Origin of the sequence: Kitasatospora sp. NBC_01560 (assembly GCF_045208415.1) — a bacterium.
Classification (GTDB): domain Bacteria; phylum Actinomycetota; class Actinomycetes; order Streptomycetales; family Streptomycetaceae; genus Kitasatospora.
The window spans coordinates 7,767,131-7,787,603 of sequence record NZ_CP109364.1 but is presented as its reverse complement, the minus strand read 5'-3'; the positions used below and the strand labels follow the sequence as shown (position 1 = coordinate 7,787,603).

Below are 20,473 nucleotides of genomic sequence, written 5' to 3'. Positions count from 1 at the left end.
GCCACCGACCCGACAGAACGGATCACACTTGAGCAACGCACTCGACAACATCTTTGCCTCCGACCCCGAGCTTGCCGAGCGTGCGGAGCGTGCCGAGGCCGCCGGTCGCCCGGACGTTGCGGGCACCTTCCGCAACTACGAGGCCGCCCCCGACGGTGGGTTCCCGACCGCGCTCCACCAGTGGCAGGTGACCAGCGCACTGCCGTCCACCGCCGACGCGGTGGCGGAGCTGCTGGGCGGCACCCCGTACGAGCGGGAGACCGAGGCGGAGGACGCGATGGCGGTCAACACCGACACCGACCGGGTCGAGGTTGTCATCGACGGCCCCGGCGCGATCGAGTTCGACATGAAGCAGTGGGTGAACGGCAAGCTCGCCCACCACTGCGACACCCGCGCCTTCCTGTCCCCGCCGGAGGACGTGGGCGTGCCCTGCCGCTGCCCCGGCACGCTGGCGGAGCTGAAGGACCGGGCGAAGGCCGAGCGCGGCCCCAAGCCCGCCATCACCCTGACGTTCCGCCTCGCGCACGACACCGGCCTTGGCGCCTTCCGCTACAAGTCCTCGGGCTGGTCGCTCATCAGCGAACTGCCCGCGCTGAAGACCGCGCTGGCCAAGGTCGGCGGCCCGGCCCTGGCCCACCTGATCAACGAGCGGGTGCAGTACACGGCCAAGAGTGGCCGGGACGTGGATTACCAGAAGCTTCAGCTGAAGGTCGTCAAGGCGTTCGAGCAGGCCATCACCGACGCGCCGAACGCGGCCGTCGAGGAGGAGCCGCCGTTCTAACCGGCGCTCCACCCATCACACCAGCGGGACCGGTCCTTCGGGGCCGGTCCCGCTCCCGTTTCCCTGGAGAGAGAAACCCATGTACCCCTGCACCAACCTCACGGTCTTGTCTTCGGCTGGTCGAGTCGGCCGCGAGCGCCACGGCCTGTCGTGGGAGCCCTCGGAAACGCGTCGGCTCACGGCGCTTCACACCCAGGGCGTCCGGTGGGATGAGATCGCCCGGCTGCTCGGCCGTACCGAAGCGGCGGTGCGGGCCCAGGCGAAGAAGACCGCGCCCACCGCAGCGTCTGTCCCGGCCGCAGCACGCATGGCCGTGCCGGACATGCCGCCGGCCCGCATGCGCGGGGCCGAGCTGCTGGAGCAGCGGGACCGCACGGGTCTGACCTTCGAGCAGATGGCGGCCCGCGTCGGAATCTTCAACGGTCCCGGCATCCTGTACGTCGTCGCCGACGGCAAGAACCAGCTCTCCCCGCGCTACACCGCCGCGATCCGGGCACTGCCCGACGCCGCCCGCCGGACTGCCCCGGCCCTGACCGTAGTTCTTCCCGTCTCGCCGCAGCCCGCCCCGGGCTTCGTCAGCGTCATGGTCCCGGATCACCTGGCCGCCGCGTTCCAGGTGATCCTTCACGCGATGGGTGCCCAGCAGTGACCGCCTGGGAAGCCGACGCCGAGCTGTTCGGCAAGGCCAGTAGCAAGGCGTTCCTTGCGTTGCTCGCGGCGCGCTGTGTGGAGCCCGGTGAGCAGGGCGGCACCAAACTCCATTTGGAGTTTGGCAAGGTGTTCGCCCCTGACTTCGCGAGGGCAGCGGGCAAGGGCGCCAACACCGTCAGGCGGTACCTCGCCGCGTGGGATCTCCTCGCCGAGGACGGACACGTCCCGTCGCGCACCGAGCTGGTTCCGGGGCTGGACGTGGAGCTTCCCGCCGCGAAGACGTGGACGGAGTACTACCGCCGGGCGAATCCGCCGAAGCCGAAGAACCCAGGTGACGTGACGCTGGAGCAGGCCGAGGCTGAGATCGCCGAGGACCCTGCCGCGCGGCTGCTCCCGACCCCCCGGAGCCGCCACGTGGACACCTACCTTCTGCGCATGTTCGACGCCACTTCGGACATTCAGAACCGCCTCCCCGGCCCGGCTGCCACCGCCATGAACCGCCTGGTGGACGCACTCGCGGACCTCACCGACCCCGACCAGACGAACCGCGCCTTCCTGCACAGCCTGGACGCCGTGGCCGAGCTGGCTGCCGCGCTCGGAACCCCTGAATGAGAGAGAACCCCATGCAAACTCCGACTGGTGCGGAGCCGATTCCGGCCCGCCTCGTCAACGTCCTGCCCGCGACCGACCGCGCGCAGGAGATCATGCGCTTGGCGTTCCGGGAGTCGCCGCGTCCGCCTTCGGCCGGCACCCGCAACAGCCAGGCGAAGCTGACCGAGCGCAAGGTCTACGCGATCCGCCGCTCGGCCGACCTGGGCGCCAGCCTGTCCGCACTGGCCGAGGCGTTCGACATCTCCGAGCGGGCGTGCCGCCACATCGCGCGGCGGACCTCCTGGGCGCACCTGCCCGAGGAGAGGGCGGCCCGTTGAGCGACCACCGAACCCCGTTGTGGGAGATCGCTCCCGAGGAGCGGAGGGCGTTCCTGCACGCCCGAGCGCGAGCGCTGGCCGCCGAGGGTGCGAACCCGTGCCGTCTGCTGCGGGCGTCGGACGCTGCCCATGTCGGCGATTTCCGCGAGCCACGTGCGGGGGAGGGCGAGACGTGACCTTCCGCATCGGCCTGGGCATAGCCCCGGCGCTCGGTGACCTTCGGGCCGCCGGTCCCGGGGACGTGATCCTGTTCCTTCACGACGCCCGCCAGCGCCCGGACTTCGCCCGCTATTGGCAGGCCGCCGCGACGGCCGTCTTCCGGGGCGCGGGCCTGACGGTGGTGACGGCCTAGTGGTCAACCGATCGAAGGCCAAGGGAACCGCGTGGGAGTCCGCGGTGGCCGACTACCTGAACGAACAGCTCGGCCTGTACCGGGAGTTCTGGAAGGACGGTGACCGCTCGGTCCGCTGGAAGGACCCTACCGACCGGGACAACGTGCGTCGCAACGTCCAGGAGGGCGCGGCGGACATCGGCGATCTCGGGGTGCGGCCGTTCGCTGGGGAGTGCAAGGCGGAGAAGTCTTACGACCTGGCCGCCTATGTGCGCCAGGCGGAGGCCGAGGCTGTCAACGCTGGGATGCCGTTCGGGGTCGCGTACGTGAAGCGGCCTCGCGCGAAGACCGAGGACGGGTACGCCGTCACGTCGATCCGCACGCATGCGGCGATCGTCAAGGCCCTTCGGGAGGCCGGTTACTAGAGAGGAGAGGGCCGTTGCGGATGTCGGAGATCCTGGACCGCTTGGAGGAGTGGCGGGACTACCAGGGCGGTGAGTGGGTGGCGCGCTGCCCGGCTCACGACGATGGGAAGCCGTCGCTGTGGATCAACTTGAAGAGCAACGGGATGGTGGGCCTGGCCTGCCGCGCCGGGTGCCGCTTCGAGGACATCGTGGCCGCACTGGACTTGCTGCCGAGGCATCTGTTCAACGTGGACCCGGAGGGCCTGGCGGTCGTCGCTGAGGCGCGGCCCGAGCCGGTCTCGCCGTTCCTGACTGCGGCGCTTCGGGTGTGGTTGGACAGCCTGCCGGCCGGACAGCACGACGACCCGGCCGCCACCTCGTACGCCTTCGACCGCTTCGGCCTGTCCCCGGCGGAGCAGGACCGGCTGGGCCTGCGGTGGTGGCCCGGTCCGCAGCCGTGCCCCGAGTGGGTTCCGACCTCGTTCGTCCGGTATCCCCGCCTCGTCGTGCCGATGGCCGACTTCGCGGGAGTGGCCAGGGGCGCCCAGGGGCGGGACCTCTCGGGGCGCTGCCCGGTGCGGTGGATCTCGCTGGCCAACCCCGACGGCTTCGAGTGGCAGCGGTTCGGGGTGTTCCCCGGCCCGGACCCCGGTGCGCCGTGGGTCCTCGCCGAGGGCCTGTCCGATCCGCTGGCGATCGTCGCCGACGGCTTCAACGCGGTCGGCGTGCGCGGGGCCGCGCTGCTCAACAACGACCCCACCACGCTGGACGCCCTGGCCGCCGGGCTGGCGGGCAGGGACGTGCGGGTGTGCGGCGACAACGACCGCTCCGGGCGGGAGTTCGCCCGGACCATCCTGGCCGCCCTTAACGAGCGGGAGGTGCCCGCCCGCCAACTGACTTTGCCTGCGGGCTTCAAGGACTACGCAGTATGGAGAGAGACCCGGTGACGACGACCTACGCCATCGACAGCCTGACCACCCCCTACGAGCCGCAGCGGGCCGCGTTGACCCTGCCCCCTGCGCAGGCGGTGGCCGCCTACCGCGACGCGGCCTCCCGCTACGGGGCATCCGACATCGTCAACGCCCATGCCCTGGTGCAGTTCCAGAAGGGCGGCATCAAGTACGCCGACGGCGTGGGCTTCCACGTCTGGGACGGCCGGCGGTGGGTGCGCTCGGAGGTGCTGGTGCGCCAGGCCGCCCACGACCTTGGGGCGGCGATGGTGGAGACGCTGGCCCGCGAGAAGGAGGTCATCCGGGCGGCGCTGGAACTCAAGCTCGCCGGGGAGGCGCTGGACGCCGAGTACGAGAAGCAGGTCCAGGCGCTCCCGCTGGCCAAGGCCGCCAAGGGCTTCACGATGGCCCGCCGGATTGACGACCTGATGCGCGAGCTGGCGTCGGTGCGCGGGGTCCACTGCGAGGTGGACGACTTCGACAACCGGCCCGAGCTACTGACCTTCGCCAACGGAACCGTGGACCTGCGCACCGGGGTCATCCGGGCGCACGACCCGTCCGACATGCTGACCAAGGCCCTGCCGTGGGACTACAACCCGCAGGCGAAGGCCCCGAGGTGGCTCGGATTCCTCTCCGAGGTCTTCCCCACCGAGCCGTCGATGCCCCACTACATCCGCCGCCTGTGCGGGTACGGCGTCACCGGCTCGACGGCCGAGCAGGCGTTCGCCGTGCTGATCGGGACGGGAGCCAACGGGAAGTCGGTGTTCCTGGACACCTTGACGCACGTCTTCGGCGACCTGTCCGAGACGACGCGCTTCGAGACGTTCGAGGACCGGGGCAGCTCGATCCCCGCCGACCTGGCCGCGCTGCGCGGGGCCCGGATGGTGATGGCCAGCGAGGGCGAGGCCGGGAAGCCGATGAGCGAGTCAGTGCTGAAGCGCGCCACCGGCAGCGACAAGCTGACGGCCCGGTTCATGCGCGAGAACTTCTTCACCTTCCAGCCGACGTTCCTGCTGTGGCTGGCCTCCAACCACACCCCCGCCTTCAGGTCGCAGGACGAAGGTCTGTGGCGGCGCGTGAAGTTGGTCAAGTTCGACCGGTACTTCAAGCCGGAGGAGCGGGACCACTCGATCTTCGCCACGCTGCGCGAGGAGGCCGAGGGGATCGCCGCGTGGGCGGTGGCCGGCGCGGTCGAGTGGTACGCGGGGGGCCTGAAGGAGCCGGCCTGCATCAAGAGCGCCACGTCCTCGTTCAAGGAGAACTCGGACGCGCTGGCGGAGTTCCTGACGGACGTGCTGGTGAAGACCGGCAGCGACAAGGAGCACGTCCCCGCCCAGGACGCGTACACCGCCTACCGCGACTGGTGCGAGGCACAGGGCGAGAAGGCGTGGACCCGTCGCGGGTTCATCTCCGCCCTGGACGAGCGCGGCATCCGCCAGCACCGCATGACCCGGGGCCGCGTGCTGCTCGGCGTCCGCTTCGCCAGCCAGCCGTCACCGGCCGGGCCGGGAGTGTTCGACACCACCAACGACTAGGAAGAGAGCACATGCGGGTACACCCGTACCGACTGGCCGGAGAGCCGGTCGAGATCAAGGTCGCCGAGAACGGTGACGACCTGCGGGAGTTCCGCACCTGGTGGACCGGCCACGCCAACGCCGGGACACTGATCGGCTTCGACACCGAGACCACGGGCCTGGCCTGGACCGACCGAATACGGCTCGCGCAGTTCGGCGACACCCACACCGCGTGGGTCATCCCCGTCGAACTCGGCGGCCCCTTCCGCGAGGCGGCGCGCGAGGCGCTGGCGACGCTGCCGAACCTGGTGGCGCACAACCTGGCGTTCGACGCACTGAAGGTGGACACCGAGTTGGGCATCCGGCTCGAAGACCTCTACCCCCGGGCCCGGGACTCCCGCATCGCCGCCCACCTGCTCGACAGCCGCCACGACTACGAAGGCGGCGTCGGCCTGTCCCTCAAACCGCTGTCGGCCTGGTACGTCGATCCCGCCGCGCCCGACACACAGGGCGATCTGACGAAGGTGTTCAACGGGCTCGGGCTGACGAAGCAGACCGGCTGGGCCGGGATCGACCTCTCGCACCACGTCTACGAGCTGTACGCCGGTCTCGACGCCCTGCTCGTGGCCCGGCTGCTGCCCAAGCTGCTGGCCCGGTACAAGGCCGAGGGGCTGCGCTCGGCGCTGCTGCCCTACGAGCACAGCGTGGCCCTGGTCTGCGCGAAGATGCAGCGCCGGGGCATGCTCATCGACCCCGAATACACCGAGGGCCTTGTCCGTCGGCTCGGACATGAGAAGGAACGCTTCTCCGCCGTGGCCGCGCGGTTCGGGGTGTCCTCGGTGAACTCCCCGGACCAGGTGGCCGGCGCGCTGCTGGGCATGGGCGAGCGGCTGACCGAGCGCACCGACAGCGGCGCGCTGTCGGTGGCGAAGGACGTGCTGCTGCCGATGGCCGATCTCGACCCGGACTGGGTGCGGCTCGGGATGCGCGAGCCCAACGCGCTCGCGGACGCCGTGCTGCGGGCCAAGCGCGCGGGGAAGTGGAGTTCGAGCTACGCCGAGGCGATGCTGAACAACCGCGACGAGCACGGCCGCATCCACCCGAAGATCAACCCGCTGGGGGCTCAGACCGGCCGCGCCTCCCACTCCGACCCGGCGATGGCCCAACTTCCCTCCCACGGCTGGGAGGTACGGCGAGCCGTGGTCGCAGAGCGGGGCAGCGTCTACTTCTCGGTGGACCAGCAGGCGGTGGAGCTTCGGGTGCTGGCCGCCCTGTCGGGTGAGTCGCGGATGGTCGAGGCCATCGCGGCGGGAAAGGACCTGCACGGCTTCGCGGCGGAGCTGATGTTCGGCCCCGACTTCACGAAGCCGCAGCGAGGACTGGCGAAGATCGCCGGACTCGGCACCGCATACCAGGGCGGGGCCGCGACGCTGGCCAAGCAGACCGGACAGGACGTGGAGGTCATGCGGGACACGCTACGGCGGTACAGCCGGGCGTTCCCCGGGATCAAGCGGTGGGCCCGCAAGATGCAGCGTCAGGCGCTCGCGGAGCGCTGCACGATGACCACGGCGGTGGGCCGCAGGCTCCACCTGGACCGCGACAAGCTGTACAAGTCCGTCGCCTACGCCTGCCAGTCCACGGCCCGCGACACGATGGGCCAGGCTCTGCTGACGATGGACGCCCAGGGCCTGACCCCGTACCTGACGATGTGGGTTCACGACGAGGTCGTGGGCACGGCCCCGAAGGACGAGGCCGCGGAAGTGGCCCAGGCAGTTGCCGAGGCCATGAAGATGACCCTGAAGGGCGTACCGCTGGACACCAAGGCAGAGGTCTACGGGCCGAGTTGGGCCGATGGCTACAAGCTGCCGAAGGAGTGGGCCTATGCGGCGTGAGCCGGAGAGCGAGCACACGCAGTTCTGCGAGGTGTGCGACGACGAGAAGCCGCTTGGGCAGTTCGGCCGGCGCAAGAGAGCGCCGAACGGCCGGGCGAACGTCTGCCGGGCCTGCGTGAAGGCGGCCAACAACCGGGCCAGCAAGGACCCGGCCGTCGTCCGCAAGCGCCGGGACGCCCGCCTGCGGCGGGTCTACGGCATCAGCCTGGCCGACTACGAGCGGATGGGCCGCCAGCAGCGCTGGCGGTGCGCGATCTGCGATCAGAAGGCCGTGGCCGGGGACCGCCTGGTGGTGGACCACGACCACGCCAAGCCCCACGGCCAGGCGGTGCGGAGGCTGCTGTGCCGGGGTGAGAACTCCGCGCTCGGGCACTTCGGCGACTCCTCCGCCCGACTCGACCGGGGCGCTGGCTACTTGCGCGCCCACGGCAAGTGAGGCCCAAGTCACATTACCTTCTCTTTGCAATTAAACCCGCAGGTAGCGGGCTTGATCGTTACAAACAGTGACGGATCTGCCGCTTTTGCACACAACGGACACAATCTAAGCTCTGCTCACGTGCCGCACAGAGGAGTGCGCAGCCAGTTAACGAACAGGAGTGGTGATGCGTCGTCGCGGCTGGACGGCCTACTGCGGCATCCGCAGACTCCTCGCCTATCAGGCGCGAGTCCGCAGGGAGTTCGCCAAGCTGACAACTCGCTGTGCAGCGTTGGCTGTTCGCCGCGCGATGGGAGTGACCGACGGTAGCTCGCTCGATCTGGAGCTGTGCGCCCGCGAGTTCGACGTGCTTGAGTGCGTCCGCCCGGACATGCGGGCATTAGCGCCTTCGCACGTGCACCGGTACGTGGCGACCGATCGCCTCGGGGCTCGCGTTGCCCGCCTACTGCACCTTCGCCTTTCTCGCTGCATGGCGCTGTTTACGCGCTGCCTTGCCCTCACCATTCCTCCGGCACTCCGCCGGAGTGTTCGGGAAGTCTGACCGGCCTGACCTGACGACAGGCCGCTCCAGGCCCCTGCCCTTCGGCTGATCCCGAAGCGGCAGGGGCCTTTTCCATGCCCCGACACGGCCACCCGCGCCGGCCGGGGCTTCGTCATGCCCTGGCGCGCCCGCCGATCCGCGATACCGCGCGCCCATCTCTCTGTTGTGTACATGCCAAGGAACTTTCATGCCTTCTTCCTGCATCACGCCCGCCCTGATCGCCCAGGCCCAGACCCCCAAGCCGCTGACCGCCCTAACCGGCGTCGGCAAGCTCGACCGGGGACGCGTCGCAACCGAGGAGATCCTGAACGGACTTGAGGGCATCGCCCGGTCCGTCTCCCGCAAGCGGGCCCAGCAGATGGAAGGCGACAGCCACCAGGCCGCCCAGGACATCGCCCAGGAAATGCGCCTGAGCTTCTGGCGCGCCCTCAACGACTGGGACGTGGACGCCCCCAACACCGCCGAGTTCACCAGCTACGCCTTCCAGCGCGCCAAGCTCGACGGCCGCTCGGCCGCCACCCGCGAAATCGCCCCCGGCGCACCGCGCTCGGCCGCAGCCGCCTACATGGGCGCCCTGTCCCGCTCCGCAGGCGACTTCCAGGCCGCCAAGGACGAGCTGATCAACCACCCGGACGCCAAGCGCCGCTTCTCACCCGAGCAAGCCGACCTCGTCGCTGCCGCCTTCGCGCGACCGCTCCCCATCGAGAGCGTGCCCAAGACCGTGCTCGAAGCTTCACCCGCCCAGGACCCGGACACCCTGGTCGAGTACACCGCGCTGGGCACGACGCCCCGCACACCACGCCTTCACACCGTCGTCACGAACGGGCGGGAGGTGGTGGCCGGAGCAACCACGGCCGGCTGGTGCACCGACCTCCAGCCCTCCCTTGCGGCGAACCCGCTGGCCATCTCCCGCGACGCCGTCCGCTGCAAGGGCGTCAAGGTCACCGGCACCAAGCGGGGCAAGCACGCCAGCGGAGCCATCATCGACCGCGACGCTGACGCGGACGCCACCGCCCGTTTCACCCGCGCCGCTCAGGTCAAGGCTGACGAACTGCTCAACGGCATGTCCCCGACCGAGGCCGCCATCGCCCGCCTCGCGTTCGGCTTCGACGGCCCGCCCATGCTCACCGACGCCGGGAAGCTCGACGCCACCGCGATAGCCGAAGCGCTCGGCAAGACGGCCGGCACCGTCAAGGCCACCTGGTCCCGCGCCCTGAAGAAGCTCCGGACCGCCGCGTGAGCGCCCCTGTTAACCGCCCCGGCTCAAGCCTTCCGAACCCCACCGGAAGGAACACACGATGAAGTCCCCAGTCGGAACCTACGAGCTGACCAGCGGCGCGAGGCTGCGCGTCTTCGCCGACCACGGCGACAGCGACGGCTACGGCCTGGAGATCACCTGCGACGGCCACACCGTCCGCTACGACTCCGGGCACTCCGCCCGCGAAGTCCACGCCTTCGTGGCCCTGTTCACCTGACGAGGAGAGAGAACCATGATCGAGACCACCGAGCACAAGGCCACCCTGTCCGTGCGGCACGGCTCCGTCGTCGGCGTCCGAACCGACCGCATGGGCCCCGTGCTGGCCTTGACCGTCGGAGCGCAGACCGGTCGCCCAGCCAAGCTCAACGCCTACCAGTGCCACGAGCTGGCCGCCTACCTCGTACGCCAGGCTGCCGAGCTGGTCCGAGACGAGACGGACGAGCAGGCTCCCGAACCAACGGGACGTCCGGTCGCGGGGAGACCGGCGGCGGGTCTGTACGACCGGCGGCCCGCACCCCCGCTCGTCGGCATCGACTCGCATTGGGAGAGCCGGTGACCCGCACCGAGGCCCTGGCACTGGCCCAGAAGACCGTCACCGCCATGTCCACCAACACACGCGGCTACCAGGACCAGCCCTTCGACGCCCGCGTGAGCGCCGTCCTGCGCATCGCCAACTTCCTTACCACGACTGGAGAGAATCCCGATGACGACCGCACCTGAGCAGCAGACCGTGTACGTGGACGAGCAGCAGTTCCCCTGCAAGTACGACGGCCCGCGCGACTTCGCCCGCCTGCACATCGACGCCGAAGGCGACATCGGCCTTCTCGTCCGCTCCGGCGACCCGAACGCCAACCCCGCCTCCATCTACCTGAACCCCGAAGTCGCCGAACCCCTGGGCCAGTCCCTGGTCAACCTCGCGGCACGCTCGCGCGCCATCACCGAGGAGATCCGCCGCGTCCAGACCCAGGAAGCCGAAGCCGCCCGCCGCCTCGGTGAGCTGGAAGCCACCCGCCAGGCCGGGGCACCCTTCATGGTGCCCGGCGGCTCGACATCTCCCGCCGCCTATCCGCAGACGCCCGCCCTCGCGGACACACTGGTCCGCCAGAGCACTGCCACCGCCGGGGCCCCCGGCCCGTCCTTCGCTGACACGACGCTCGCGCAGAGCAGCACCACCGCCGAGCGCGAGCGCGCGTTCCTGCGCGCCTCCGAACTGCTCGGTCCGGACTCCGGTGTCGCCAGCAAGATCGCCATGGCCAACTTTCTGCTCCAGGGCACCACGAAGTGACTTCGCCCGTGATCCACGCCGTCGTCCACCGCTCCGCCCGCGCCTACGAGGCCCGCACCCCCACCGGGGAACGCGTCATCGTGATCGAGACCGAGCACTACTCACCCGGACAGCTCACCCGAACGGTCGTCCCCCTCCCGGAGCACGTCGCGCTCGACCTCGCCACCGACATTGAATCCGTCGGCTGGTGACACCTGCCCCACCCACGCCAAGGCCCCCGGCCGGCACTGTCTCGCACAGTGCTGACCGGGGGCCATTTCTGCGTTTCAGGCCCTGTCCGCCGCAGGCTGCTCGCCCTTCTCCCCCCTCGGCGGCTTCCACCCCCGCGGCTTCTTCCACACGATGTGAACCCTGTCCACAGTGAGCCGTGCTCCACGGTATGGAGCCTTCTTCAAGAACACCTTGTCGATGGCGAGTCGCAGGAGCTGGCCTCGGTAGGTGTCGCTCGACTGCTTCCACAGCTCAGCATTCCGCACCGGATCAGTCAGCACCGAGATGTCAGCGAGGGGCTGAGCCACCGCTTCCCACTCTTTGCGCGCGGTCTCCACGTCCTCCACCGCCGCCCGTCGCTGCTTGACGTACATCGCCTCTCCGTCCCGTCCCGGGTAGGCGCCCGCTGCCTCCAGCCGGTCAACGCGCTTTACAGCCTCCTCCGCTAGCTTGAGCTGCCCCCGGGCCTCTTGCTCCGCCTTGCTCTCCTCCGGCTGGGACAGCTCCACCCAGCCCTCCGCGACCGCGAGCAATGTTGGGTCCAACGGGCCCGCAGTGGTCAGCCGCTTACGCCATTCCTGCTCCAGGACGCGCACCACGGCGGTCCGTGCAGCAGTCACGGGGTCGGGGCAGTCCAGCCCGAGAATCAGCATGTTGCACCTGAACGCTGGGCCGAGGGTCGTCGCCTTGTGGCCGTGCTTAATGACGTAGCCGCCTCCCGCACACCACGTGAGGCCCATTGCAGGTGACGGCTCTGGGGGCGGTTTCTCCTCGGTGGTGCCCAGGGACACAGGCCGACTGTCTACCTTCGCCGCGATCCGACGGTGCTTGTCCCACGTCGCCTGCGGGATGCCCTCAACACCCTTAGCGAACACCCGGACCGGCTTCCCCTTGTGGTTCAGGTAGAGATGCGGGGTGTTCTTCACCGTTACGATCTGCCAGCCGAGGTACACGGGGCTCGTCAAGATTTTTCCGACCAAGCTGACCCGGAATGGGCCTCCCTTGGCGGCAGTGATGCCATCGGCACTCAGGCCGAGCGCGATCTGCCGCCGGGACCGACCCTCGGCGGCCTCGTTGTGGATACGCTCGATCACTGGCCAGAGCTTGCCGTGCTTCAGCTTGCGCTTCTTCGTAACCTTGAGGCCGTACGGTGCGGCAGACAGCCATTTGCCGTCGTCGCGTTGCTGAGCCTTGGTGTCCTTCACCTTCTTGGAGAGCACCCGGCTGTACTCGCGGGCATGCTCGGCAGCGGCGATGATCTTCGATCGGTCCGCCTCGACCTCGGTGTCCAGCCGGTCGATATCGAAGTACAGCCGCTTGCCCGGAACGTCAAGGATCTTCAGGACGTCGCCCGCGCCCTTGCGGCTGTACCGCGAGGAGTCGTACACCCACAGGCAGTCGGAGTCGCCTTCGAGTAGTGCGTGCACCGCCGCCTCGAAGTCTGGGCGCTTGACTCCGGTCTTGTAGGCCGAAAGGTTCTCCCGCCAGATCCGACGGATCTCGTACCGGTTCTCCTTCGCCCAGGCCCGCCCGCGTGTCTCCTGGGCCTTCAGCGACAGGATGTCCCCAGCCGCCTTACCCCGGACGACCTGCGACTTCCGAAGAAGCAGATCGACACACCGGGTCGGGTCAGCAGCCTTGCGCGCCATGGCTCCACTCTCCAGTCAGCAGCGCGCGCCCGCACCCTGGAGGTGTAAGGCTGACTACGCGCCCTACGTGCCGTAGCAGGTCATGTACAGGTGCGGCGAGGGCGCGTCGGCGGTGCCGCCGCAGGCCGGCCAGGTGGCCAGCGAGAACGCCCAGCCGTGCGCGTACACGTAGTCCAGCCCGCCGTTCGGACCACCGAGCGTGACCAGCCGGCGGACGTCGCCCGCGTAGGCCCGGCCCCAGGACGGCCGCACCGAGGAGACGTACGCACGCGCCGCGACCTCGCCCTTGCTCCAGGCCACCACATCCACCTGGGGCGCCCCGAGCCGGGCCCGGATCAGCGCGATCGCGTCGGCGACGGCCTGCGCCTGGAGCAGGTTGTCGCCCTGCTTGTGGGCGAAGTTGATCGCGAACACCCGGTGGCCGCTCGCTGCGAGGTACTGGGCGAGGCCGGTCGACGGGCAGCCGGACGCCACCGCGCCGCAGCTGCCCGTCTCGTCCGGGGCGGCCCAGGCGCGGTCGGCGTTGTCGTTGGCGCCGTGGACCAGCAGGACGGGGGTGGCATGGCCGCCCGTGTCCCAGCCGGTGGCCGAGTAGAGCAGGAAACGCCCGGAGAAGGGCTGGCGAACGCCGCCGAAGTACGTGAGGCGGGCGCCGTCCTGGTCACCGCGGCCGCCGGGCGGGTACTGCTCGGTGCGGAAGCCGGGGGTGGTGTCGAGGTAGCGCTCGACCTTCGCCCAGCCGTTGCCGGGGGCCGGGAACGCCGCCTCCAGAGTGAGGGCCGCGACGGCGGGGGTGGCGGGACCGGAGGTGGAGGCGGCGGCGGTGGAGGCGGCGGGGGTGGCGGGACCGGAGGTGGAGGCGGCGGGGGTGGAGGCGGCGGGGGCGGGTGGTGTGCCGAGGAGGAACGCCGCGAGGGTGAGCAGGGCGGTGGCCGTGGCGGCGGCGAGGGCTGCGGGCCGGCGTCTCCCGGGGGTGCGGGCGGCGGGCGACAGGACAGGCACCGCGGCGGGCAGCGGCGCGGGCATCGAGCTGGGCATCGGTGCGGGCATCGGGCGGCTCCCTGGTCGCGGGTCCGGCGGGCGGGCCCCGGCCGGGCCGGCGTGCCTGCACGGTACGGCCGGGCCGCCGGGCCGCCCATGGACCCGGGTCACACCCGGTCGGCGGGCGGCGTGGCGGCCCGAGCCGTAGCGGGGTGTCGACAAGTCCGCCACGAAGGTCACCCGTCGGATAGGTTGGAGGTCCCTGCGCGGTTCCGAACCGCACCACGAGAGACGAGGACCAGTCCCGCCATGACCGCGCCCCTGCCCGGCTTCGCCGGCCGCACCTACCTCTTCCAGGTCGACAACGGCGCGGCCTTCCGCAACTCCTACTCGGCCGACGGCAAGCGGCTGCGCTGGGAGGGCCTCGGCGAGTCGGCCGGCCAGTGGGAGGACGTGGCCCTGCACGTCGCCGAGGTCGGCCCGGCGGTGTACTTCGTCAGCTGGACCGAACAGAGCGGGATCACCGTCAGCCACGTGATGGACCTCAACAAGCTCACCGTGCGCGCGTTCTGGACGTACGAGGGCGAGGGCGGCCGGGTCGGCGAGCTGCACACCGGCACGCTCGAACCGGTGGTCTGAGCCGGTCGTCCGGTCCGGTCCGTCGGAGAACGGGAACGCCGGAGAACGGGAACGCCGGAGAACGGGAACGCCGGAGAACGGGAACGCGCCGGGCCGCTCACCTCTGCGGGTGAGCGGCCCGGCGCGTTCCCGACCGGCCGTCAGACGGGCTGCCCCGGCACCACGAGGTGCTGGGAGAGCCACTCCAGCGAGGAGGGCAGCAGCTTGCTCCAGGTCTCGAAGTTGTGGCCGCCGGTCTTCATCATGCTGTAGGAGACCTTCATCGGCGCGTGCGAGGCGGCCACGAACGCCTCGGTGTCCCGCCGGTAGTCGCCGTCGCCCTCCTTGGTGCCGGCGAGCAGCACGGACACCTCGGGCTGCGGCAGGTTCTTCAGCCGCCACATCAGGTCGGCCTCGTTGCGGCGCCGCTCGCTGCCCTTGAAGAGGTCCGGCACGGTCGGGTCGTCGGCCGCCTGGTAGTACCCGGAGAGCGAGACCGCGGTGGGGAAGACCTCCGGGTGCCGCATGGCGAGCTTGAGTGCGCAGTAGCCGCCGGTCGAGTTGCCCATGAACCCCCAGGCCTGCGGGGCGGAGGAGACCCGGTAGGTCGCCTGGATCGCGGCCGGGACGTCCTTGGTGAAGTACGTCTCCGACTGGGCGCCGCCCGGAATGTCCTCGCACTCGGTGTCCAGCGGCAGCGCGGGCGAGGGGCGCACCAGCACCATCACCGTCGGCTGCATCCGCCCGTCCTGGAGCAGCTTGAGCGCCGCGCCCGGGTAGTTCAGCCGGGTGACGAGGTTCTTGGCGATACCGGGGAAGCCGGTGGAGACGATGACGGCCGGGAACTGCTTGTGCGCGTACTCCGGCTGGAAGTACTGCGGCGGGAGGTAGACGTAGCCCTCGGTGGAGAGGCGGGTGCTGGCGCCGTCGATCCGGACCTGGCGGATCTCGCCGGACTGCTTGGGGTCGCGGCCGAGCGCCCCGCCGCCCTGGACGGCGGTCTGGCCGATGGTCTCCACCGTCAGCCGGCCCGAGGCGTCGGCCTTGTTCTGGATGACCACCGGACCGTTGTCGCCCGTGCCGAGCAGGTCGTCCCAGCTGCTGTAGAAGGCGAAGTAGTTGTTGGCCACCAAGCCAAGTGCGGCGAGCACCGCAAGCTGCGTGGCGAGCAGTGCGCCGATCCGGCCGAGCACCGCCTGCCAGGTCGTCCTCGCCAGCTTCGGCCACAGCCAGATCGTGCCGGCCATCATCACGACGGCGATCAAAACGGTCAGCGCCAACACCTTGTGGCTCGTCAGACCCATGTCCTGCTTGCTCCCACGCCTCGAACGTCCCCCCGCCCCCACCGGCTCGCCCGGCGAAACCGGTGTCGGGCCCGTGCCCTAGGACACCCGGGGCGGCCGCCCCGGTTCCCCCGTCCGCAGCGGAGGCCGTCGCCGAGGCGCGATCAACAAGCCTATCGGTCCCCGCAGCCGCCCAGGACCCGCCGACCAGCGGGGATTCGAAGTTCCGGCACGGTCCGGAGGTATGACACGGGGCGTCCGGAAGCGTGGTGGTGGTGCGCGGGAGCAGGTCGCGCCGACCGCGCACGCGGTGGCGCGAACAGGCGGTGCGGAGGCGGTCCGCGCCCCGGCGCCCCGGGGAAACTGCCCTTTCGGTCACACCCGCCGGTGACGTCTAATCAGCTGACGACTGCCCAGAGACGCAACCCGGCGGTCAGCTCGCGCATGCAGCGGACCCCGAGCTCCCGGGGCGAACCCGGGCCCTCGGTCGGCGCGTCGGAGAATGCCCACTCCTCCAGGGCCACTCGAATGGCGGTGGTGGCGGCAGCAGCCGCGAGCCGGATCTCCAGCTTGTCCGCCCCCTGGGGGCAACGGGCCGCGATCACCCCGTACAGCCGCTCCTCCGAATCGGCGTGGACGCGCTGCCACACGTCGGCCAGGCGCGGATCACGCAGCAGGTCGCGGGTCCAGTGCATCGCCTCGACGGCCGCGGCGTCGGCCGGCGTGAGCGACTCGGCGGCCGACCGCTCCAGCGCCTCGCGCACCGGCAGCTCGGCCGAGCTCTCCGCGAACAGCAGCACCCAGCGCCGCCCGCCCGCCGCCAGCAGCGGCGCGACGGCGTCCTCCTTCACCGAGAAGTAGCGGTAGAAGGTGCGCAGCGAGATGCCCGAGGCGAGCGCGATCTCCTCGGCGGTGGTCGCCTCGACCCCGCGCTCGGCGAAGAGCGCGGCGGCGGTGCGGGCGATCTCCAGCCGGGTGGCGTCACGGCGGCGCTGGTTCAGGGTGGGGCGTCCGGTCACGGTCGCCAGCGTACGCGGACGAACGGGCACGGTGGCGCAGCGTGCCGGAGCGGCACAGTGTGGCGTGGTGGCGCAGCGTGCCGGAGCGGCACGGTGTGGCGTGAAGGCACGGTGTGGCGTGGTGGCGCAGCGTGCCCAGGGGTGGCGCGAGGCAGCTCATCGGCACGGTGCGCCCAGGTGGCACGGCTCGCTGGAGTGGCACGTCAAGCCTCATTGGCACGTCATGCCACTTCGGCGTACCGTGTCAGCGAGGTCGCGAGACCACGAACGAACGGAGTACCACCATGGAGCGCTTCAGCGGACGGAATGTCCTGATCACCGGCGGCGGCTCGGGCATCGGCCAGGCCACCGTGCACCGGATCCTCGCCGAGGGCGGGCGGGTCGTCGCGGTCGACGTCAACGAGGACGGCCTGAAGGCCACGCTGGACCGGGCGGCCACCGACGGAACCGACGACCGGCTGACCCTCGCCGTACTGGACATCTCGGACGAGGCCGCCGTCCGCACAGGCGTGGCGGAGGCCGTGGCGGGCCTCGGCGGGCTCGACGTCCTGGTCAACGCGGCCGGCATCCTGCGCTCCTCGCACACCCACGCGACCACGCTGGAGTTCTGGAACAAACTGATCGCGGTCAACCTGACCGGCACGTTCCTGATGACGCGGGAGTCGCTGCCCGCACTGCTCGCCGGCGGCCGGGGCGTCGTGGTGAACTTCAGCTCCACCTCCGCGACCTTCGCCCACCCCTACATGGCCGCGTACGCCGCGACCAAGGGCGGCATCCAGTCCTTCACCCACGCGATCGCCTCGGAGTACTCCAAGCAGGGCCTGCGCGCGGTGTGCGTCGCACCCGGCAGCATCGACAGCGGCATGACCAACAACCCGGGCCTCCCCGCGGACGCCGACTTCGGCCTGCTCGCCAAGCTCTCCCCCGCCCTCGGCCAGGGCTTCGCCGGGCCGGACACGGTGGCGGGCGTGATCGCCATGCTGGCCTCGGACGACGGCGCGTTCGTCACCGGCACCGAGATCCGGATCGACGGCGGCACCCATATGTGACCCCCGACCGGCCGGCCCCGGCCGATCGAACGGTCGAACGTCCGGCCGCCCGGGCCCGGGGCGCTCCGCCGAGCGGCGCGGGCCCGGGGCGGCCGGCCCGGTGCCCGCGTGGGCGGGGGACGGCCCGGTCGGCCCCGCCCACCTGGCGCTGCGCGCCGCCGCCGCGACCGGTGGCGGGTTGCTGGGCCCGGCGGGGCGGGCCGCCGTTCTCGACGCGGTCGCCGCCTGGGACGGCGGTCACCCACCGCTCGGCGGCGACCCGGTCGGGCCGGTACTGGCAGCCGCCGACGTCCCGCCCGCCGAGCGGCCCGGCGCCCGGCTGGCACTGCTGGCCGCGCTGGCGCCGTACCGGATCACGGAGCAGGACGTGGCGGCGTGGCGGGCGGAGCGCGGCGCCGACCCGACGGCCGGGGGCGGCACCGGGACCGGCCGTGGCGCCGATGACGGCGGCAGCGCCCACCACGGGGGCCGCCCCGGGGACGACGGGGAGCTGACCCGCGTCCTGGCGTTCGGCGCGATCACGGCCACCGCGCGGGTGGAGTCGTGGATCACCGCCGAGACGGGCGGGTAGCAAGCGACGGTCGGTCCGGGCTGTGCCCCGGCCGCGAAGTGGCCTTTACTGGAAGGGAAGGCACCCGAGCCGGTGGGCGGACGAAGCCCTTCGCCGCCCCCGGTGGTTCACCGGTTCGCCGGTCGTATCCGGCAGGAGGTAGTGCCATGAGCCCGCCTTCACAGGATCAGGCTTTACCGCGTCTCGTCGTCGACAACCCGGACCGGATCCGCGGCCGGGTCTACGTGCTCGCCCACGAGCCCCTGCTGGTCGGCCGGGACTCCGCCTGCCAGATACAGGTGGTCGACCCCTGGCTCAGCCGGCGCCACGCCGTGGTGTGGCGGGCCGGCGGGCAGACCACCGTGGAGGACCTCTCCTCCACCAACGGCACCCGGCTGAACGGCCACCGGGTACTCGGGCAGCAGTTGCTGCGCAGCGGGGACATCCTCGACTTCGGGCCGCTCGCGGTGCACTACGAGGAGCCGCCCGGGAGCGCGGTGGCCGAGTGGCGGACGGGCACCTCGGCCCCGGAGGCGATGACCGTCGTCACCGCGGACGGGGTGTTCCCTCCCCAGCACGATCACGCCGCCGGGCCGGAACCGCCGCCCCCGAAGGCGGCGCAGCCGGTCCCCGCGTTCGAGGTGACAGCTCCGGAGGAGGTGGCCGAGGATGAGGCGGCTCAGGGGGAGGCCGTTCCGGACGTGGCGACTCCGGAAGCAGCGGCCGCGCAGGACGCCCCTCGGGAGCAGCCTCCGGGAGCGCTGGAGCCGCCGGAGGAAGCTGCCGCGGCGAGCGCGCCTCCGGAGGTAGTGGCAGCCGGGAACGACGCGGCGCGGGAGGTAGCCGCGGACGACGCGGTACGGGCCGCGGTTCTGGCGGAGACGGCCCCGCAGGAAACGGCCCGGGAGGACGGCACCGACCGTCCGGCCGCCGAACCAGCGGTCGCCGAGCCGGTCGCCGAGCAGGCCGTCGACCGGGCGGGCCCCGCACCGGCCGAACCCCCGGAGGCCGGCCCCCTCGCAACAGAACCCCGGACGGACGTCCTCCCGGTGGCTGCGGCACAGCCGGCCGTCGCCGAGGTGATCGCTCCCCGGGAGGCCACCCCTCGGGAGGAGGAGCCCGAGCAGCCACGGTTCACCCCGGCCCTGGAACCCCGAGCGGAACCCCGAGGGGGACCGGGCCCCGGACCGACGGACCCACTGCCACCGGACCCACCGCCACCGGACGGACCGCAACTGAACGCGCCACAGCTGAACACGCCGCAGCCGGAAGCACCGCGGGCGGACGCACCGCAGGCCGCCGCGGAGCGCCGGTTCGACGTGGCCCGGCAGCAGGCAGCGGGAAACCTCAGCAACATCGGCGGGAACCAGTACAACTACGTCATGCAGGACAGTTACCTCCTGCTGGCCCGGCGGGAGGAGTTCTTCCGCAGGATCGCCGCCACCAGGACCAAGGCCCGGCACCTGGCCCTGGTGGGCGTCCTGCTCGCCACGGTCGGCGGCGCCTTCCTCGGGTGGACGCGCTCCACGCCGGACGTGCTCGGCCCGGATCTCGGAGGCGTCCCGGTCAACACCGTCGGCATGTCCGTGGTGACGACCGGCGTGGTGCTGCTGCTTCTCGGCGTCGCCCTGCTGATCAGGACCGTGGTCCGGCAGCGTCGCTACGAGACCGAGGAGGAACGCGGACTGAATCCGGACCCGCCGCTGCCGACGTGAGGCGGCGCGGGCCCCAGGCGAAGGGACCGTCATGGTCTTCAACATCGGCAGTCAACAGGCCGGCGTGATCAACAACGTCGCCGGTGACCAGACCGTGCAGGGCGGCCAGTCGGGCCACCTCACGGCGGACGGCAAGGACGTGCGCGGGCTGGTCGGCGAACTCCGGACCGCCGTCGAGGATGCGCAGCTCCCGCCGGCCGTCGTGCCCGAGGTCCGGGCCGAGCTGGACTCCCTGGACGAGGAGGTCGCCCGGCCGGAGCCGGACCGCGAGGCGGTGGCCGGCCGGCTCACCCGGATCACCGGTCTGCTCACCTCGGCCGGCGCCCTCGTCGCCGCCGGCACCAGCCTGATCGGCCCCATCTCCGCCCTGGCCGGCTGGGTCGGCGCCCTCGGGCGGCCCATCCTGCAGGCCCTCGGCATGTGAGCG

General features: G+C 71.3%; 25 protein-coding genes. 21 read left to right on the top strand and 4 right to left on the bottom strand.

The features are described 5' to 3' along the window. Positions 1-28 precede the first annotated feature (28 nt). The 16 genes from OH807_RS33630 (at position 29) to OH807_RS33555 (ending at position 11,163) form a co-directional block, all read left to right on the top strand. Positions 29-781 carry a hypothetical protein gene (locus OH807_RS33630; RefSeq protein ID WP_406206809.1) on the top strand — a complete coding sequence of 251 codons (753 nt, stop codon included), beginning with the start codon at positions 29-31 and terminating at the stop codon, positions 779-781. A gap of 79 nt (positions 782-860) precedes the next feature. After that, positions 861-1,430 carry a hypothetical protein gene (locus OH807_RS33625; protein WP_406206806.1) on the top strand — a complete coding sequence of 190 codons (570 nt, stop codon included), beginning with the start codon at positions 861-863 and terminating at the stop codon, positions 1,428-1,430. Continuing rightward, positions 1,427-2,044: a hypothetical protein gene (locus OH807_RS33620; protein WP_406206803.1), complete on the top strand. Its 618-nt coding sequence runs from the start codon at positions 1,427-1,429 to the stop codon at positions 2,042-2,044. Before OH807_RS33625 ends, OH807_RS33620 begins: the two co-directional genes overlap by 4 nt. An 11-nt stretch (positions 2,045-2,055) precedes the next feature. Next, positions 2,056-2,361 (top strand): hypothetical protein, encoded by a 306-nt coding sequence (locus OH807_RS33615; RefSeq protein WP_327065917.1) that lies wholly within the window; start codon positions 2,056-2,058, stop codon positions 2,359-2,361. A gap of 172 nt (positions 2,362-2,533) precedes the next feature. Then, complete coding sequence (locus OH807_RS33610; RefSeq protein WP_327065914.1) at positions 2,534-2,713, top strand: hypothetical protein; 180 nt, start codon at positions 2,534-2,536, stop codon at positions 2,711-2,713. Positions 2,714-2,757: 44 nt separating this feature from the next. After that, on the top strand, positions 2,758-3,117 hold the full coding sequence (locus tag OH807_RS33605; protein WP_406206799.1) for a hypothetical protein: 360 nt from the start codon (positions 2,758-2,760) through the stop codon (positions 3,115-3,117). A gap of 20 nt (positions 3,118-3,137) precedes the next feature. Then, positions 3,138-4,043, top strand: a complete 906-nt coding sequence (locus OH807_RS33600; protein WP_406206797.1) for a toprim domain-containing protein — start codon at positions 3,138-3,140, stop codon at positions 4,041-4,043. Then, positions 4,040-5,581, top strand: a complete 1,542-nt coding sequence (locus tag OH807_RS33595; protein ID WP_406206794.1) for a phage/plasmid primase, P4 family — start codon at positions 4,040-4,042, stop codon at positions 5,579-5,581. Before OH807_RS33600 ends, OH807_RS33595 begins: the two co-directional genes overlap by 4 nt. Before the next feature lie 11 nt (positions 5,582-5,592). After that, a complete protein-coding gene (locus OH807_RS33590) occupies positions 5,593-7,452 on the top strand; it encodes a DNA polymerase (protein ID WP_406206791.1) in 1,860 nt (619 codons plus the stop codon). Next, a complete protein-coding gene (locus OH807_RS33585; RefSeq protein WP_406206788.1) occupies positions 7,442-7,888 on the top strand; it encodes an endonuclease domain-containing protein in 447 nt (148 codons plus the stop codon). The genes OH807_RS33590 and OH807_RS33585 overlap by 11 nt, the downstream gene beginning before the upstream one ends. A gap of 728 nt (positions 7,889-8,616) precedes the next feature. Continuing rightward, positions 8,617-9,669 carry a hypothetical protein gene (locus tag OH807_RS33580; protein ID WP_406206785.1) on the top strand — a complete coding sequence of 351 codons (1,053 nt, stop codon included), beginning with the start codon at positions 8,617-8,619 and terminating at the stop codon, positions 9,667-9,669. Between the two features lie 58 nt (positions 9,670-9,727). Beyond that, positions 9,728-9,904 (top strand): hypothetical protein, encoded by a 177-nt coding sequence (locus tag OH807_RS33575; protein WP_406206782.1) that lies wholly within the window; start codon positions 9,728-9,730, stop codon positions 9,902-9,904. 15 nt (positions 9,905-9,919) lie between these two features. After that, positions 9,920-10,243, top strand: coding sequence for a hypothetical protein (locus OH807_RS33570; protein ID WP_406206779.1), 324 nt, complete (start codon positions 9,920-9,922; stop codon positions 10,241-10,243). After that, the gene (locus tag OH807_RS33565; RefSeq protein ID WP_406206776.1) at positions 10,240-10,407 is read left to right on the top strand and encodes a hypothetical protein; all 168 of its coding nucleotides are present in this window, start codon (positions 10,240-10,242) and stop codon (positions 10,405-10,407) included. Before OH807_RS33570 ends, OH807_RS33565 begins: the two co-directional genes overlap by 4 nt. Then, positions 10,391-10,972, top strand: coding sequence for a hypothetical protein (locus tag OH807_RS33560; protein WP_406206774.1), 582 nt, complete (start codon positions 10,391-10,393; stop codon positions 10,970-10,972). The genes OH807_RS33565 and OH807_RS33560 overlap by 17 nt, the downstream gene beginning before the upstream one ends. Continuing rightward, the gene (locus OH807_RS33555) at positions 10,969-11,163 is read left to right on the top strand and encodes a hypothetical protein (RefSeq protein ID WP_406206771.1); all 195 of its coding nucleotides are present in this window, start codon (positions 10,969-10,971) and stop codon (positions 11,161-11,163) included. The genes OH807_RS33560 and OH807_RS33555 overlap by 4 nt, the downstream gene beginning before the upstream one ends. Before the next feature lie 75 nt (positions 11,164-11,238). Here the strand turns inward: OH807_RS33555 and OH807_RS33550 are convergent, their stop codons facing one another. Further along, positions 11,239-12,831, bottom strand: a complete 1,593-nt coding sequence (locus OH807_RS33550) for a recombinase family protein (protein ID WP_406206768.1) — start codon at positions 12,829-12,831, stop codon at positions 11,239-11,241. Positions 12,832-12,894: 63 nt separating this feature from the next. Beyond that, the gene (locus OH807_RS33545; RefSeq protein ID WP_406206765.1) at positions 12,895-13,881 is read right to left on the bottom strand and encodes an esterase/lipase family protein; all 987 of its coding nucleotides are present in this window, start codon (positions 13,879-13,881) and stop codon (positions 12,895-12,897) included. A gap of 240 nt (positions 13,882-14,121) precedes the next feature. Here OH807_RS33545 and OH807_RS33540 point away from each other — a divergent pair, with 240 nt between their 5' ends. Further along, positions 14,122-14,451, top strand: coding sequence for a MoaF-related domain-containing protein (locus OH807_RS33540; RefSeq protein ID WP_406206762.1), 330 nt, complete (start codon positions 14,122-14,124; stop codon positions 14,449-14,451). Between the two features lie 140 nt (positions 14,452-14,591). Here OH807_RS33540 and OH807_RS33535 read toward each other — a convergent pair whose 3' ends face one another. Then, positions 14,592-15,734 (bottom strand): alpha/beta hydrolase, encoded by a 1,143-nt coding sequence (locus OH807_RS33535; RefSeq protein ID WP_406206759.1) that lies wholly within the window; start codon positions 15,732-15,734, stop codon positions 14,592-14,594. Between the two features lie 377 nt (positions 15,735-16,111). Beyond that, positions 16,112-16,732, bottom strand: a complete 621-nt coding sequence (locus OH807_RS33530; protein ID WP_406206756.1) for a TetR/AcrR family transcriptional regulator — start codon at positions 16,730-16,732, stop codon at positions 16,112-16,114. A gap of 284 nt (positions 16,733-17,016) precedes the next feature. Here OH807_RS33530 and OH807_RS33525 point away from each other — a divergent pair, with 284 nt between their 5' ends. The 4 genes from OH807_RS33525 (at position 17,017) to OH807_RS33510 (ending at position 20,470) form a co-directional block, all read left to right on the top strand. Next, the gene (locus OH807_RS33525) at positions 17,017-17,781 is read left to right on the top strand and encodes an SDR family NAD(P)-dependent oxidoreductase (RefSeq protein ID WP_406206753.1); all 765 of its coding nucleotides are present in this window, start codon (positions 17,017-17,019) and stop codon (positions 17,779-17,781) included. A gap of 100 nt (positions 17,782-17,881) precedes the next feature. Further along, positions 17,882-18,352 (top strand): hypothetical protein, encoded by a 471-nt coding sequence (locus tag OH807_RS33520; protein WP_406206750.1) that lies wholly within the window; start codon positions 17,882-17,884, stop codon positions 18,350-18,352. A 146-nt stretch (positions 18,353-18,498) separates the two neighbouring features. Further along, on the top strand, positions 18,499-20,046 hold the full coding sequence (locus tag OH807_RS33515; RefSeq protein WP_406206747.1) for an FHA domain-containing protein: 1,548 nt from the start codon (positions 18,499-18,501) through the stop codon (positions 20,044-20,046). A 31-nt stretch (positions 20,047-20,077) separates the two neighbouring features. Beyond that, a complete protein-coding gene (locus OH807_RS33510; RefSeq protein WP_406206744.1) occupies positions 20,078-20,470 on the top strand; it encodes a hypothetical protein in 393 nt (130 codons plus the stop codon). Positions 20,471-20,473 lie beyond the last annotated feature (3 nt).